This window comes from Filimonas lacunae (assembly GCF_002355595.1).
Classification (GTDB): Bacteria; Bacteroidota; Bacteroidia; order Chitinophagales; family Chitinophagaceae; genus Filimonas; species Filimonas lacunae.
In genome coordinates this window covers 223,876-239,277 of record NZ_AP017422.1, presented here as the reverse complement: position 1 = coordinate 239,277, position 15,402 = coordinate 223,876, and the positions used below count along the sequence as shown (strand labels likewise).

The 15,402-nt window shown below is 43.6% G+C and carries 10 protein-coding genes; 8 read left to right on the top strand and 2 right to left on the bottom strand.

The features are described 5' to 3' along the window. Positions 1 to 10: 10 nt before the first annotated feature. Positions 11 to 2,740, bottom strand: coding sequence for a TonB-dependent receptor (locus FLA_RS00915; RefSeq protein ID WP_076379420.1), 2,730 nt, complete (start codon positions 2,738 to 2,740; stop codon positions 11 to 13). 250 nt (positions 2,741 to 2,990) lie between these two features. Between FLA_RS00915 and FLA_RS00910 the strand changes: the two genes are divergently transcribed. The 3 genes from FLA_RS00910 to FLA_RS00900 all read left to right on the top strand — a co-directional run bounded on the left by FLA_RS00910 (position 2,991) and on the right by FLA_RS00900 (position 5,909). Further along, positions 2,991 to 3,602 carry a PAS domain-containing protein gene (locus FLA_RS00910; RefSeq protein WP_197705845.1) on the top strand — a complete coding sequence of 204 codons (612 nt, stop codon included), beginning with the start codon at positions 2,991 to 2,993 and terminating at the stop codon, positions 3,600 to 3,602. A gap of 136 nt (positions 3,603 to 3,738) precedes the next feature. Continuing rightward, positions 3,739 to 4,476, top strand: coding sequence for a 3'-5' exonuclease (locus FLA_RS00905; protein ID WP_197705844.1), 738 nt, complete (start codon positions 3,739 to 3,741; stop codon positions 4,474 to 4,476). Continuing rightward, positions 4,473 to 5,909 (top strand): DUF294 nucleotidyltransferase-like domain-containing protein, encoded by a 1,437-nt coding sequence (locus tag FLA_RS00900; protein WP_076379422.1) that lies wholly within the window; start codon positions 4,473 to 4,475, stop codon positions 5,907 to 5,909. The genes FLA_RS00905 and FLA_RS00900 overlap by 4 nt, the downstream gene beginning before the upstream one ends. 449 nt (positions 5,910 to 6,358) lie before the next feature. Here FLA_RS00900 and secA read toward each other — a convergent pair whose 3' ends face one another. After that, positions 6,359 to 9,685 (bottom strand): preprotein translocase subunit SecA, encoded by a 3,327-nt coding sequence (secA, locus tag FLA_RS00895; RefSeq protein ID WP_076379423.1) that lies wholly within the window; start codon positions 9,683 to 9,685, stop codon positions 6,359 to 6,361. A gap of 301 nt (positions 9,686 to 9,986) precedes the next feature. Between secA and atpG the strand changes: the two genes are divergently transcribed. The 5 genes from atpG to FLA_RS00865 all read left to right on the top strand — a co-directional run bounded on the left by atpG (position 9,987) and on the right by FLA_RS00865 (position 15,398). Further along, on the top strand, positions 9,987 to 10,868 hold the full coding sequence (atpG, locus tag FLA_RS00885) for an ATP synthase F1 subunit gamma (RefSeq protein WP_076379425.1): 882 nt from the start codon (positions 9,987 to 9,989) through the stop codon (positions 10,866 to 10,868). Between the two features lie 256 nt (positions 10,869 to 11,124). Continuing rightward, positions 11,125 to 12,120 carry an SMC-Scp complex subunit ScpB gene (scpB, locus tag FLA_RS00880; RefSeq protein WP_076379426.1) on the top strand — a complete coding sequence of 332 codons (996 nt, stop codon included), beginning with the start codon at positions 11,125 to 11,127 and terminating at the stop codon, positions 12,118 to 12,120. 1 nt (position 12,121) lies between these two features. Then, positions 12,122 to 13,336, top strand: coding sequence for a diaminopimelate decarboxylase (gene lysA, locus FLA_RS00875; protein ID WP_076379811.1), 1,215 nt, complete (start codon positions 12,122 to 12,124; stop codon positions 13,334 to 13,336). Positions 13,337 to 13,437: 101 nt separating this feature from the next. Then, positions 13,438 to 14,589, top strand: coding sequence for an Lnb N-terminal periplasmic domain-containing protein (locus FLA_RS00870; RefSeq protein ID WP_159445110.1), 1,152 nt, complete (start codon positions 13,438 to 13,440; stop codon positions 14,587 to 14,589). Between the two features lie 5 nt (positions 14,590 to 14,594). After that, positions 14,595 to 15,398, top strand: coding sequence for an alpha/beta fold hydrolase (locus FLA_RS00865; RefSeq protein WP_076379428.1), 804 nt, complete (start codon positions 14,595 to 14,597; stop codon positions 15,396 to 15,398). Positions 15,399 to 15,402: the final 4 nt, after the last annotated feature.

The window sequence follows — 15,402 nt, the reverse complement described above, 5'->3', positions numbered from 1 at the left end:
TGTAATCATTTTATTCTTTAACAGTGGTTCCATTAAAATTCCACACCACCGACAGCATGCCATACCTGCGGATAGTGTTGTAGGTGCTCTGAGAAATATTGTTGTTGTAAATGTTACGACTAAAGCCTGTATTTTGATTTAAGATGTCGTTTACGCTGGCCTTCAGCAATAACGACTTATTCTTCAGCAACTTTTTGCCAATCCATGCATTCCACAAGAAGATATTGTTATTGGTAGTAAAAATGCTGGTACGTTGCCTGAGCGTAAAATTACCATCCGTATGTAGCTCCAGCTTGCCGGGAAAAAGCAGGGTAGCTTCGGGCTGAATATAGTATGTCCAGTAATCGGGTTGCACATTCTGCTGTATAGACGAACGGCTGGTAGAATAGCTGGCACGAAGGTTAACGCCTATATCATATTTTTCTTCTTTATCGCGACCTATATACACACCACCCTCATAATTGTAGCCACGCGTTTGGTTAGCCAATCCGTTTACAAAATTGCTATTCTTTTGCATGGAGAAATTGATTCCCGGGCGAATGCTGATATCCGGTTTAGCCAGCTTGAAACCATAATTGGCATACAACCCGGCATAACTGTTACCATTCACGTTTACCGACTGGCTGGTAGTTTTACCTGCACTGTCAATAACACTTCTGCTGCTGATAGAATTTTGAGCCACATTATAACTAAGGCTTACCCAAAGGCTTTGCTTGGACATCACTTTGTAATCGTTGAAGTATAGATTAAACTGGTTGCTGAATTCAGGCTTCAGATCAGGATTGCCAATGGTAATGCTGAGTGGGTTTTCGTTGGTACGTAAAGGCTGCAACGCTTCAATAGAAGGCTGTGTAGTGTGGCCATTATACTGGAACGACAAGCTTCTTTGTGTGCTAAAACTATACCGCATCATAGCAGATGGATACCAATTTATAAAATGCCTGGTTTGTTCGGTATTAAACAACTTATCCTGCTGGTTAAAATTGGTAATGCCCACATTGCTACCTACTTTCATTTTCAGTTTAGCCAAAGACATGGTATAAGTAGCGCCGCCCTGATGCGTAAAAATATCATAGATATAATTGCTACTATAAGTGCTATCTAATTGATTGTATTTTCCATCACCACTGGTATTGAATGAATTACGCTGCGACTGTGTGTTATTGATCACCACCCCATAGTTGAACACCAGGGCGCTCGTTTTAGACAATGGCTCGGCATAGGTGGCTTTTGCATCTATACTGGTATTTTTTACCTGCTGCGTTTTTAACTGGTTCACCAGCTGGTTATACGAAAAAACGCCTTCTTTATAATAGTTGGTAGTAGCATCCAGGAAACCACTGGCATCTGTATTGTTTATTTTACCTGACAGGTTTACAGAAAGGCTTCTGCCCTTTTTAGCCAGCTTCTTCATCCACAACAGGTTAGCGCTTAATTTACGTGTGTCGCCCACAGAAGTTCTATGCGTGTTACCTTCGTTCACCAGCACCCGGCTACTATCCAGCGAATTGGTATAGCTGTAGTTTTCTGTTACTTTATGATCAGTGCCGCCGTTGGCCGTAAACTTAATAACAGAAGAAGAATCTATTTTTACTTCATAGCTACCATCCAACCGGTGCCGGGAAACATTATTGGTAGAGCGGTCGCCGGAGTTCTGGTAATAAGCAGAATCGCGCAACAGCATTTTCGATTGGTTATCACTGGCGCTATTTACTTTCAGGTCCAGCATCTTATAATTAGCATTCAGTGAAATTTTATCTTCCTTCCACTTGTTATTATAATGTAATCCCGCAGCAGTGGCGTAAGGATATCCTCTTTCGTTATACCGGCCATCCCAGCCCCCTATATCATCTCCATCACCATTAAAAGAATAAAAGCCCATTACTTCATCGTAATTGACATTATCCATCTGGCTTTGTCCGTAGCTGCTTTTCTCATCCCAGTTTAACCCTGTTTTACCTATGCTGGAAACAATACCGTAAGCAGCCAGCTTTTCCTTGTTACGAAACAGGTTAAACATAGCCTGGTAATCGTAATAGCCTTCCGATCCTGCAGAAGCTTCCAGCTTTCCAAAGTATCCTTTCTTTTTATCCGCCTTCAGCTTCAGGTTAATTGTTTTGTCTTTAGTGCCATCATCCACCCCCGTAAAAGCAGCCTGGTCGCTTTTCTTATCATATACCTGCACCTTATCAATCATATCTGCCCGCAGGTTTTTAGTAACCAACGTAGGGTCATCTCCAAAAAACTCTTCCCCATCTACCAGCACTTTTTTCACCGTTTCGCCCTGAGCCGTTATCTGGCCCTTGGAATTAACCTGTATGCCCGGTAGCTTTTTCAATAAGTCTTCTACTGTAGCATCTTTAACCGTATGAAAACTATCCGCCGTATACTCTGTGGTATCCCCTTTTATTTTAATTGCTGCCACCGTTTGCCTTACTACCACATCTTCCAGCAAACGCGCCTTTAACGTCATAAACAATTGGCCTTTATGTAACTGTGTGGTATCGGTTAGCTGCAAACGATCTACATAATCGGCATAGCCCGGAGTGGTTACCAGTAAAATATAATCGCCTGCCGTCAGGCGGCTGAAAGTAAAATTTCCATCACTGGTTGTGCGTGTAAAACGATACAGTACAGAGTCTTTAGCCCGCAACAGGGCAACCGACGACTGGTACATTTTTTTGTGGGCAAAGCTGTCGGCAATATTACCGTGCACAACAGCCTGTTGACTATACCCCATAAGCAAGGGCAATAGAAACGCAAAAAGAACTATTATTCTTTTGTAAAGAAAGCAATGGTGAATCACAATGAATTATTAACAGGTAAAGGTTGATCTATCTGCACAGCGCTTTTCACGTAACGATATAAAAAAAAGAATATTATTCCATAACAATTCGTTAAACATGATCAGTGGCAAGGCATGACCACTATCAGATGTTATGGTAACCGCTATCATCCTGTAATAACGCCGCCAGCACTACTTTAGCATCATGATTAATTTATCCAACGCCATGGCGGAAATAGCAAGACCCACGCCTATCAATAAAGAAGTTGTGTGGGATAAGTCGAAAATTATAATGAGTAAAACAGACCCCTATGGTGTAATTGAATATGCCAATGAGGCTTTTATTGAAGTAAGCGGCTATGAAGAACATGAGCTGATGGGTAAGCCGCACAATATTATCAGACACCCTGATATGCCCCGGGTAGTATTTAAAGTATTGTGGGACTACCTGAAAAAAGGGAAGAACATACATGCTATTGTAAAAAACCTGAGTAAAAGCGGCAGGTATTACTGGGTGATCACTGATTTTGAAGTGAAAACCAATGCTAAAGGAATTATTATAAACTATTATAGCCGTCGCCGTGCTGCTCCACCGGAAGTAGTACAAAAATTTGTAGAGCCGTTATACGAAAAACTGCTTCTGATTGAAACTGCCAGCGGTATGGAAGCCAGCGAGAAATACCTGGTGGGTTTTCTGGAAGAACGAGGTAAAACTTATAACGAGTTTATTGAAGATATTATTACGGAGGGCATGCCACGTGAAGACAAGCAGCCCGAAGAGAAAAAAGGGTTCTTTTCAAGGTTATTCGGACGCTAACCATTCTCAGTGATTATCTATCTGCTATTCCGGCTTTACGAAGGGACGGGCCGGAGTAACGAAAGCCCGGATTATTTTTATCTTCCGGGCTTTATTTTTTGTTTGCCCGATGCTGTCAGCATCAAATTCCGGTAACATGACCATTTGTCGTATATTTACGACCTCAACAGTACATGTGAAAGATTTCTTACTGTTTATAGACACAGAAACGAGCGGCTTGCCCAAAAACTGGGAAAAGCCTTATAGCGTGCCCGGTAACTGGCCCCACGCTGTACAGGTTTCGTGGCTGGTGTATACCAGAAATGGCGAACTGGTAAAACAGGAAGACTACTACATTAACGACAACGACTTCAAAATATCTCCTTCTTCGTTAAAAATTCACGGTATTACCCAGGAGTTCAGAATGCAGAACGGTTTTCCCCGGCAACAGGTGATGGCTTTTCTGGCGGCTGATCTACTGCAATACCAGCCGATGGTGATAGGGCATTTCCTGGAACTGGACTTTCATGTTACCGGCGTTGAATTTTTCCGTACCGAATTAAATAACCCCATTCCAACCCTTCCACTTTTCTGTACCATGCAGGGTACCACCCATATGGTACGCAATCCACAGTTTAAATACCTGCGGCTGGGCCAACTGTTTGAAGAGCTGTTTCAGCAACCCCTTACCGGGCAGCACAACGCTTTTAACGATGCAACAGCCACCGCAGCCTGTTTTTTTGAACTGCAGAAAAGAGGAGAAATAACTGATGAGAGAATAAGTAAACAAAAGGAACAATTATTGAAGGCTACCTCATCTGCCCGAAAAGCAGGATGGGGAATGGTAGCCATTATCTTATGTTTACTTAGCGCTTTAATAGCCTACTTTCTATGAACGAATTATATACTAAGAAAATTGATAGCATTGAACAAAGGGAAATCATTGCATGCGATGAAAATATGCCTGTATATGAAGCCGCCGCTATCATGGCCCATCATAAAACCGGATGTTTATTTATAAAAGATGCCCAACAGCAGATTGTAGGTTATGTTACCGACATTACCCTTCGTGATAATGTGATTGTAGCACGAGCCGATGCTGCACAGCCTGTAAAAAACATCATGGATAACCCCATTGTTTCTATCAGCGCTAACACCTATGTGTACGAAGCCATCCTTATGATGTTCCGTACCAAAACACGTTACCTGTTAATTGGCGAAAATGGCGAGTACACCGGTTTTATCAGCAGAAACAAACTGCTGGGCGAACAGGCCGAATCGCCCCTGGTATTTATACAAAGTGTAAGGCAAGCCGTATCGGCCGATGAGCTAAAGCGTAAATGGGATGGTGTACCGCATATTGTGGTGCAGCTGCTGGACCAGGGCGTGCCCGCAGAAATTGTAAACCAGATTATCACCTCTGTTTCGGATACCATTGCTCTGAAAGTAATTGAAAGTGTAATAGAAGAAGTAGGCCCGCCGCCTGCCCGGTTTGCTTTTATGGTACTGGGTAGCGAAGGACGTAAAGAACAAACGCTGAAAACCGACCAGGACAACGCCATTATTTATGAAGATAAGGCCAACGAGCAGCGCGAGCTGGTACGTGCCTATTTCCTTGATTTTGCCCATAAGGTTTCGGATAAACTCAATTATATAGGTTTTAGCTATTGCACAGGCGGCTTTATGGCCCAAAACCCGCAATGGACACACAGCCTGTCGCACTGGAAAGGTAATTACGATAAATGGATGACTGATCCCTTACCGGAAACCGCTATCCAGTTTTCCACCTTTTTCGATTGCCGTTTTGTATATGGCGAAAGACCCATTATGGATGAGCTGTACGAATTTCTGGACAAGGAACTGCAGCAGCCCCTGGAAAAACTGTTTTTTTACATGGCACGAAACGCTATGCAATACCAGCCCCCGCTCACCTTCTTTAAAAACATCCGCACCATGACCAAAGACAAGCAGGAAGTGATTGACATTAAGCGTGCCATGGCCCCTATTGTTGACCTTGTACGCGTGTACGCTCTCAAGCACCGCTGCTTTGCCGTAAACACCGGTGATCGCTTAAAAGCGTTAAAGGAAAAAGGCGTGTTTAACGAGGAGGATTATGAAGTACTCACTCAGAGTTATTACTTCCTCATGGGCCTCCGCCTGAGAAGCCAGGCGGAACAAATTACCGATCAAAAGATAGCGCCCAACAATTATATCACTTTGGAAAGCCTTACCCGGATAGAAAAATCCACCTTGAAAGAGATATTTAAAACCATTGAGAACTTCCAGACGCGCTTTAAGCTGGCATTTACCAACAACCTGTTCGGTTAAAGAGCGGAATAAAGCTGTTCGGGAAGAAAAACGCCTTTTTGCATGTTTATGGAACACATTCTTGCCATAATGGGGTGTTGCTGAGTCCTTTTCAAGTGATTTTGTGCATTTTCATCTTATCGCAATATACCTGCTCCAGGCTACTTTATAGATTTTACAAACCTTTTTCTCTTTTTCCAGTACTACTGAGCTTTCAATCAGTGCTCACCAACTGTTCGTGAGCGCTCACGGCTCGAGGGAAAGTGCTCACGACACTGTGGTGAGCACTCACGACGACAAGAAAAGGACTCCCGGCCTAGCGAGGAGCAGTTGTTTTTTATTCTAAAAGACCTGTGGCGGCATTCATTTACTTTACCATTTGCCACCTTGGAAAGGCCCGAAAACAAATCGGGCCAGTCTGAAAAGACCGGCCCGTTTACTATAAATACATTCTTACTAATCTAACATTCTTATAAATCCTTACCGTGACACTGTTTGTACTTTTTGCCACTGCCGCAAGGACACAAATCGTTACGTCCGATTTTTGGCCCTACTTTCACCGGCTCTGCTTTAGGAGCAGGAGTGGGATCGTAGTAGTCGTTACCATTAGATATTTCATTACCAGCAGCGTCCAGCTCTTCTTTGGTGGTACGCATACGGCTCATATCTGTTTTAGGTGGCGCTACCTGCCTGGCAGGCTGCGGTATATTCTGCTCAACAGGAATACCAGAGTGGCAAAGGAAATTAACGATGTCTTTATTAACAGCGCTATCCATTTGACGGAACAGCATATAAGCTTCGCCCTTATAAATAACCAGCGGATCTTTTTGTTCGTAATGTGCTGTTTGAACGCTCTGTTTCAGATCGTCCATGCTACGCAGGTGCTCTTTCCAGGCATCATCAATAAACGCCAGGGTAATGTTGCGCTCTAAAGCATGCGCCATTTCAGTACCATTGCTGGCCAGAGTTTTATCCAGGTTGGCTAACACCTGCATTTGCCTTCTGCCATCGGTAAACGGCACTACCACGTTTTCCACATTAGCGCCTTGTGTATCACGTATGTTCTGGAACACAGGCAGCGCATTTGCGGTCAATTCCTCTCTGCGATGCTTGTAATTAGCAGAAGCTTCGTTATACAGGGTAGCTGCCAGATCATTGGCATTCTGACGGGTAAAGTCATCCTGTGTAATAGCAGTTTCCAAGCCGAAGTTTACAATCACTTCCAGTTTAAAGCCATCGAAATCGTTATTCTCTTTGAAGGAATTTACGATACCTTCTGCTACGTCATAAAATGCGTTATCCAAATCCAGCGCCAGTCTGTCGCCAAACAGCGCGTGACTGCGTTTGGTGTAAACAACTGTACGCTGTTTATTCATTACATCATCATACTCCAGCAAACGCTTACGAATGCCAAAGTTGTTTTCTTCTACTTTCTTCTGTGCACGTTCAATGCTTTTGGTAATCATGCTGTGCTGAATTACCTCACCTTCTTTATAACCTGCAAAGTCCATCACCTTAGCAATACGCTCGCTACCGAACATACGCATCAGATCGTCTTCCAGGGAAACGAAGAACTGAGAAGAACCCGGATCGCCCTGACGACCGGCACGACCACGTAACTGCCTGTCTACACGACGGCTTTCGTGACGTTCGGTACCCAGGATAGCCAAACCACCTGCTTCTTTAACGCCGGGGCCTAACTTGATATCCGTACCACGACCTGCCATGTTGGTGGCAATGGTAATGCTACCTGCCAAACCTGCTTCGGCAACCACCTGTGCTTCACGGGCATGTTGCTTGGCGTTTAACACGTTGTGCGGAATTTGTTTCTGACGTAACATACGGCTTAGTAACTCACTCACTTCTACAGAAGTGGTACCTACCAGCACCGGCCTTCCGGCGTTACGCATTTCTTCAATCTTATCGATTACTGCACCGTATTTTTCACGCTTGGTTTTAAACACCAGGTCGTGCTCATCTTTACGTACAGGGGTAATATTGGTTGGAATGCTTACCACATCGAGTTTGTAGATATCCCACAATTCTGCAGCTTCTGTTTCGGCAGTACCCGTCATACCCGCCAGTTTGTGGTACATACGGAAGTAGTTTTGCAGCGTTACAGTAGCATAGGTTTGTGTAGAAGCTTCGATGGTAACATTCTCTTTTGCTTCAATAGCCTGGTGTAAACCATCGCTGTAACGACGGCCTTCCATCATACGGCCTGTTTGCTCATCTACAATTTTCACCTGACCTTCTACCACCACATACTCTACATCTTTTTCAAATAAGGTGTAGGCTTTCAGTAATTGCTGAACAGTGTGGATACGGTCGGCTTTAACAGCGTAGTCGTTTAATAATGCTTCTTTCTGGTGCAGTTTTTCTTCTGCAGATAAAGCTGCATTACCATCTATATTAGCCAGGTCGGTAGCAATATCTGGAATCACGAAGAAGTTAGGATCTTCACCGGCACCGGTAATTAAATGAATACCCTTATCGGTTAACTCTACAGAGTTGCTTTTTTCTTCAATATAGAAAAACAGTTCCGCATCTGCCTTGTGCATTTCTCTTTGCTGATCGGCCAGGTAATGGTTTTCCGACTTCTGCAATCTCACACGAACACCAGGCTCACTCAAATACTTGATAGTAGCGCTGTTTTTAGGTAAACCACGGTGCGCACGGAACAGGGCCAAACCACCATCTTTAGGATCGTCGTTACCCTCAGATATTTTCTTTTTGGCTTCGTTCAGGAACTGGTTCACTACACGCTTTTGCTCAGCTACCAGTTTCTCGATACGGGGCTTTAATTCAAAAAATTGTTGTGTGTTATCGCTATGTCCAACCGGACCAGATATAATTAAAGGAGTACGCGCATCATCAATTAATACGCTATCCACTTCATCCACCATGGCAAAGTGGTGCTTGCGCTGTACCATTTCTTCCGGAGAATGCACCATGTTATCACGCAGGTAGTCGAAACCGAATTCGTTGTTGGTACCATATACGATATCGGCCATGTAGGCGTTGCGACGGGCAGCGCTGTTAGGCTGGTGTTTATCAATACAATCTACCCGTAAACCCAACCATTCAAATATAGGTCCGTTCCACTCACTATCCCTGCGGGCCAGGTAGTCGTTCACGGTTACAATATGAATACCTTCTCCTGCTAATGCGTTCAGGTAAGCGGGCAGGGTACTTACCAGTGTTTTACCTTCACCGGTAGCCATTTCTGAAATTTTACCCTGGTGCAAAACAGTACCACCAATTAACTGCACATCGTAATGCACCATATTCCAGGTAACCAGGTTGCCGGCAGCATCCCAGGTGTTTTGATACACACTCTGATCGCCATTAATGGTTACATGTTTCTTTCTTACACTTAACTCACGGTCAAGCTCGGTAGCAGTGGCTACCATTTCTTTATTTTCTTTGAAACGGCGGGCAGTTTCTTTTACCACGGCAAATGCTTCAGGTAAAATGGCTTCCAGCGCTTCTTCAATTTTCTTATCCCTGTCTTTTTTCAGCTTGTCAATCACCGTGTAAATGGTATCGCGGCCCTGGATGTCTTCCTCCGGCAAAGCTTCAGCTTCCTGCTTTTTACCGGCAATGTCGGCATCGATACTGGTTAAATGCTGCTGAATACGTTGTTTAAATTCAACGGTTTTGCCACGCAACTCATCGTTGGTTAAGCTCTGGAACTGCTGATAGTACTGGTTTACTTGGGCAATAACAGGTTGAATCTGTTTTACGTCTTTCTCAGATTTGTTGCCTCCCAGTAGTTTACTTAAAAAACCTAACATAGAATTATGATCGTTTTACACCCGGTAACAGAGAACCTTCCGGCGCTTAATTATTAGTATTTTTGATATACATCCTCTTCAAAAACAATGCAAGCCCGTGCCTAAAGGCCAAATTGACAGGCCCTTTACTACAGCGGGTGCCAAAGGTAATCAATTTACGGAGGGAAGTTTAGCCCCGGGTTACAAAATTGCTGGAAAGGCTTTTTTAGAACCAGTAATGGAAATGTGCCTATTTTCTGCTACTTTTGCAGCCAATTTTAGGTTTTTGTTGTTAAAAAAACATCCAAACGATTAATTCACAATGGCCGGTCAGTTAAAAGAAGTTCGCAACCGCATTAAATCTGTACAGAGTTCTCAACAGATCACCAAAGCCATGAAAATGGTGAGTGCTGCCAAATTACGCCGTGCGCAGGACGCAATAATACAAATGCGCCCTTATGCACAGAAATTGCAGGAAATGCTGAGTAATATAGTAAGCAGCACCGAAGGAGAATTGAATTTAGAACTGGCCGAAACACGCCCTGTTGAAAACGTACTGCTGATAGTTATTACCAGCGACCGTGGTTTAGCTGGTGCTTATAATACAAACGTAGTAAAAGCAGCCAAAGCCACTATCCAGTCTAAATACGCTACCCAGTTTGCCAAAGGCAATGTTACTATCTGGAACATTGGTAAAAAAGGCTGGGAAACCCTGACCAAAGGCGGTTACAAAACCGACGCTACTTATAAAGATCTTTTCCTGCAACTGAATTTTGAAAACGTTCAGCAAGTGGCCAGGGCTGCTATGAAAGCTTTTGCCAACAAAACTTTTGATGCAGTAGAAATCGTATACAGCGAATTTAAAAACGCTGCTACTCAACGCTTTGCAGCAGAACAGTTCTTACCTATTCCTAAGGAAGAACCGAAACAAGGTGCCAAAAAGACTGATTTCATCTTTGAACCAGAGAAAGGTGCTTTGATTGCAGAGTTGATGCCTAAAATATTAAATATCCAATTATACAAAGCGGTGCTGGATGCCCACGCCAGTGAGCATGGAGCCCGTATGACCGCTATGGATAAAGCCAGCGAAAACGCAAATGAACTGTTGAAATCGCTGAAAATATCTTACAACCGCGCCCGTCAGGCAGCTATCACTACCGAACTTACCGAGATTGTAAGCGGTGCTGCTGCATTAGGAGCGTAGTCTTTGAGCAAATAGTCAATAAGTCATTGAGGTTAAAATAATTACAGCTAATTAAAGTGAATGCGCTTTTTACACGGATGAAGTGGTAAATTCGATTCACTTTTTTTAACCTTTAACCTCAATGACTATTTTATATTAGCTAAGAACTCATTGACTGACATGTTCCTTAAAATGCATTGACCGTCCCTGACTCAATGACAATAAGCAAGTTCAATGATATTCTTACCTGACTTGTATGACTTAATGACTATTAACCATGGAGCTATCTGAAATTATTCCGCATATTGAAGTTTTGATCTTTGCCAGTGAAAAACCATTGACCAGTCCCGATATAGTGGAGCTGATTAATAACGCATTTGGCTTCATGGAACAGCGCATTACCCTGGAACAGGTAGAAAGCTGTATGGAAAACATTGCTGACAAATACGAATCGGAATTCTTCCCGTTTGAAGTAAGAGAAAGCGGCGGCGGCTGGCAGTTCCTCACTAAAAAAACCTTCCACAAAACCGTAGCACAACTCAATGGCGATAAGTTTTTAAAACGCCTGTCGAACGCAGCTATGGAAACGCTGGCTATTATAGCCTACAAACAACCTATTACCAAAGGGGAAATTGAAGGCATACGGGGTGTAAACAGTGACTACAGCATTCAAAAATTACTGGAAAAAGAATTGATCGTGATATCCGGACGTAGCGAAGAGTTACCCGGGAAACCTTTAATATACAGCACGTCCAAAACCTTTATGGACTACTTTGGCATTAACAGCGCCGAAGACCTGCCAAAGATAAAAGAAGTACTGGCCGAGCAAATGGTAGAAGCTACCGTAGTAAACGGCATTACCACCTCCAGCGAAGAAAATATTGTACACGAAGAAGAAGAAGCCGTGGTGGTGCAATCTGAAATACCACTGGCAGTAGACAGCAGCGGTGCTTTAATTCCCGTGGATGACCTGGATGGAGACTCTGATGTAGAGGCCTCCGAAACCACAGAAGCTGCTGAACCCTCAGAATACGAAGCAAGCATTTCCGAAACACAAGCAGGTGTTTCAGAAGAGGACGAAACTGACACAGAAGATATAGAACAGGAAGAAGCAGACGAAGAAGCCACCACTTCCGGAGAAGAAGAGGACGAAGCAGATGAAGAAGATGCTTTTGATGACGAAGAAGAGGAAGACGAAGACAATACCCCAGACAATAATGAAGACGGCCACCAGGATGATGAACCTTCTGGTGAGCATCCCGAACAAAAATAACATGGCACAAGCATTAAGCAGCGAACAATTAGTGGACATTGCCGGCACGTATGGAACCCCGGTTTATGTTTACCACGCAGAAAAAATTGAAGAGCAATACCGTAAACTAACTACCGCTTTCAGCAATACCAATACGGTTTTCTTTTATGCCTGTAAGGCACTTACCAACATCAACATTTTAAAGCATATTAAAGAGCTGGGTGCCAATGTTGATTGTAGCTCCATTAATGAAGTAAAGCTGGCACTACACGCCGGATTCCCTCCCAACAGAATTTTGTACACTTCCAACGGCATCGGCTTTAGTGAAATTGAAGAAGCCAAAAACCTGGGTGTATACATTAATATAGACAGCCTTTCCAATCTGGAAAAGTTTGGTCAGAAATTCGGTCACTCCTACCCGGTGGGTATCCGCCTGCGTCCTAACATTATGGCGGGTGGTAACCTGAAAATTTCTACCGGTCACGAAAAAAGCAAATTCGGCATTCCCGTAGACCAGATTGAAACCATACTGGAACTGGTAAACAAATACAACCTGCGCATTTGCGACTTACACATACACACCGGCAGCGAGATAAAAGATGTGGAGGTGTTTGTAAAGGGTATTGAGGTGTTATTCAATATCATTCCTCATTTTAAAGACCTGGAGTTTATTGACCTGGGCGGCGGCTTTAAAGTGCCTTATAAAGACGGAGATGTAGAAACCGATATTCCTTTGCTGGCCCAAAAAGTAGGGGAAGCATTTGCCAACCATCCTAACCCCGGCGGCAAACCTTTACAGGTTTGGTTTGAACCCGGTAAATTTATGGTAAGTGAATGTGGCTATTTCATAACACAGGTAAACGTGATGAAAGAAACCAGTGCCGCTACCTTTGTAAGCGTAGACAGTGGATTTAACCACCTGATACGTCCCATGTTTTACGATGCTTACCACCGTATAGAAAATATCAGCAACCCTAACGGGCCTAAAAAAACATATTCGGTAGTAGGTAATATTTGCGAAACAGACACTTTTGCCTGGCATAGAGAGCTGAATGAAGTGCGGGAAGGCGATTACCTGGTTTTTTATAATGCAGGCGCTTACGGGTTTGAAATGAGCAGCAACTTCAACAGCCGTTATAAACCGGTAGAAATACTGGTAAAAGACGGAACCGCCCACCAGATACGCAAGAGGGATGTGTTTGAAGACCTGCTTCGCAATCAGATAGAAGTACTATAACAACCATATACAAAAATGGAAAAGTCAGTAGTAAAAAGTAAAACCACCGGCAATAGTTAACGTTCTTTACTTTTTATTACTGGCTTTTTTTAATGAATTCTATGCGCCACTTTATTTCGTTTGTACTGGCATTGGCTATCAGCACCAGCCTGGCATTTGGCCAACCGGACAGCTGCCGTTTACGCATCAGCGTCATTACCTGCGCCCCCGGCGCCGAACTGTATTCTTTATTCGGGCATACTGCCCTGCGTATTACCGACAGCACCCGGCACCAGGATGTAGTGTTTAACTATGGCACCTTCGACTTTAGTGATCCGGATTTTTATTCCAAGTTTGTAAGAGGTAAGCTGGACTATTTTCTGAACCCGGAGCCTTTTGATGGCTTCATGCAATTTTACCAGGAAGAGCAGCGCGGCATTACCGAGCAGGAATTAAACATGACCTGCGCCGAAAAACAGGCGTTACTGGAAGCCCTGAAAACAAACCTGCAAGGCAGCAACAAGTATTATAAGTATGATTTTTTATTTGACAACTGCACCAGCCGTGTAAGGGACCAGGTACAACATAATATACCGGGCGTTACCATGCAGGCCCCGCTTGTGCCGGAAGGCACCACTTTCCGTAACATGATTCATGTTTACCTGGACAATGGTGGCCAGCCCTGGAGCAAACTGGGTATAGACCTGTTATTGGGCAGCAGGATGGACAGACCTGTTACCGTAAATGAAAGCATGTTTTTACCGGACTACCTGCTGAAAGGAGTAGATAGTGCTAAAAAAGGCGATAAAACACCATTAGTGTTACAGAAAAAGCAATTATTCAGCGCCAGCCCCGATTTATCGCCGCAGAATAAGCATGTACCCCTGATAGTGTTTAGTGTAATAGCTGTAGTAGTGTTGCTATTATCACAATGGAAACAAAAAGCCGGCACTACCCTTATGCTCATTATTGATTCTATTGGGTTATATGTTACCGGACTGGTAGGTGTGCTATTATTGTTTATGTGGTTTTGTACCGACCATGTTGCCTGTGCAGCCAACTATAATCTGCTTTGGGCATTACCCACCAATTTATTAGCAGGCTTTTTTATATACAAACGCCCCACCTGGGTAAGGAAATATTTTTTGTATCTGGCCTTTTTGCAAATAGCTGTTTTAGTAGCCTGGATTTTTTTACCCCAGCAACTTAACATTGCCTTCCTTCCGGTTGTTATCATTACAGCCTGGCGCAGTTTTCAGCTGACTTTTAAATAATATGTATGACTTATCAGTTTTCCTATAAAAACCACCCCCTTAGCTATACAAAAAACGGCACCGGCCCTGTGGTGGTGTTATTACATGGCTTTGGAGAAGACAGCACCATATGGGATGAGCAGGTTTCGTATTTACAACAACATTGCCAGGTAATTGTACCAGATATTCCCGGTAGTGGCGCATCTGCTCCGCTGCATTCTCAACCTGAATCGAATATAGAAGATTATGCAGCCGCTATTTATGCGTTACTGCAACACGAACAGGTAACCAGCTGCACCTTTCTGGGGCATAGCATGGGAGGTTATATTACCCTGGCCATGGCTGAAAAATATCCTGCTATTATTAACGGCTTCGGTATGGTGCACAGCACCGCTTTTGCCGATAGTGACGAGAAAAAAGCCAACAGGCAGCGGGGAATTGAAATGATGGAACAATATGGCGGCGCTGCCTTTTTAAAAACCACCATTCCTAACCTGTTTGGAGCTGACTATAAAGCGAAGAACACCGATAAAATAAATAGTCTTATCGAAAAAAGCACAGCTTTTTCTACCCTCAGTTTACAGCAATACTATCATGCCATGATGATAAGGCCCGACAGAACAAGCGTTTTGAAAAACAGCCCTGTTCCGGTATTATTTATCATGGGAACAGAAGATGTGGCTGCTCCTTTCAATGATGTGTTAAAACAGTCATCCCTGCCTAATAGTTCGTATATTCATGTACTGAAACAAGTGGGCCATATGGGAATGTGGGAAGCTACAGCAACTGTAAACAGCTACCTGTTACACTTTATACGGGCGGTGAACTGATTAT

What these genes read in the sequence shown, in the direction of transcription:
- scpB (WP_076379426.1), top strand. Translation starts at nt 11,125, where the DNA reads ATGGAGCTATCTGAAATTATTCCGCATATTGAAGTTTTGATCTTTGCC.
- secA (WP_076379423.1), bottom strand. Translation starts at nt 9,685, where the DNA reads ATGTTAGGTTTTTTAAGTAAACTACTGGGAGGCAACAAATCTGAGAAA.
- FLA_RS00905 (WP_197705844.1), top strand. Translation starts at nt 3,739, where the DNA reads ATGACCATTTGTCGTATATTTACGACCTCAACAGTACATGTGAAAGAT.
- lysA (WP_076379811.1), top strand. Translation starts at nt 12,122, where the DNA reads ATGGCACAAGCATTAAGCAGCGAACAATTAGTGGACATTGCCGGCACG.
- FLA_RS00915 (WP_076379420.1), bottom strand. Translation starts at nt 2,740, where the DNA reads ATGGGGTATAGTCAACAGGCTGTTGTGCACGGTAATATTGCCGACAGC.
- atpG (WP_076379425.1), top strand. Translation starts at nt 9,987, where the DNA reads ATGGCCGGTCAGTTAAAAGAAGTTCGCAACCGCATTAAATCTGTACAG.
- FLA_RS00865 (WP_076379428.1), top strand. Translation starts at nt 14,595, where the DNA reads ATGACTTATCAGTTTTCCTATAAAAACCACCCCCTTAGCTATACAAAA.
- FLA_RS00870 (WP_159445110.1), top strand. Translation starts at nt 13,438, where the DNA reads ATGCGCCACTTTATTTCGTTTGTACTGGCATTGGCTATCAGCACCAGC.
- FLA_RS00910 (WP_197705845.1), top strand. Translation starts at nt 2,991, where the DNA reads ATGATTAATTTATCCAACGCCATGGCGGAAATAGCAAGACCCACGCCT.
- FLA_RS00900 (WP_076379422.1), top strand. Translation starts at nt 4,473, where the DNA reads ATGAACGAATTATATACTAAGAAAATTGATAGCATTGAACAAAGGGAA.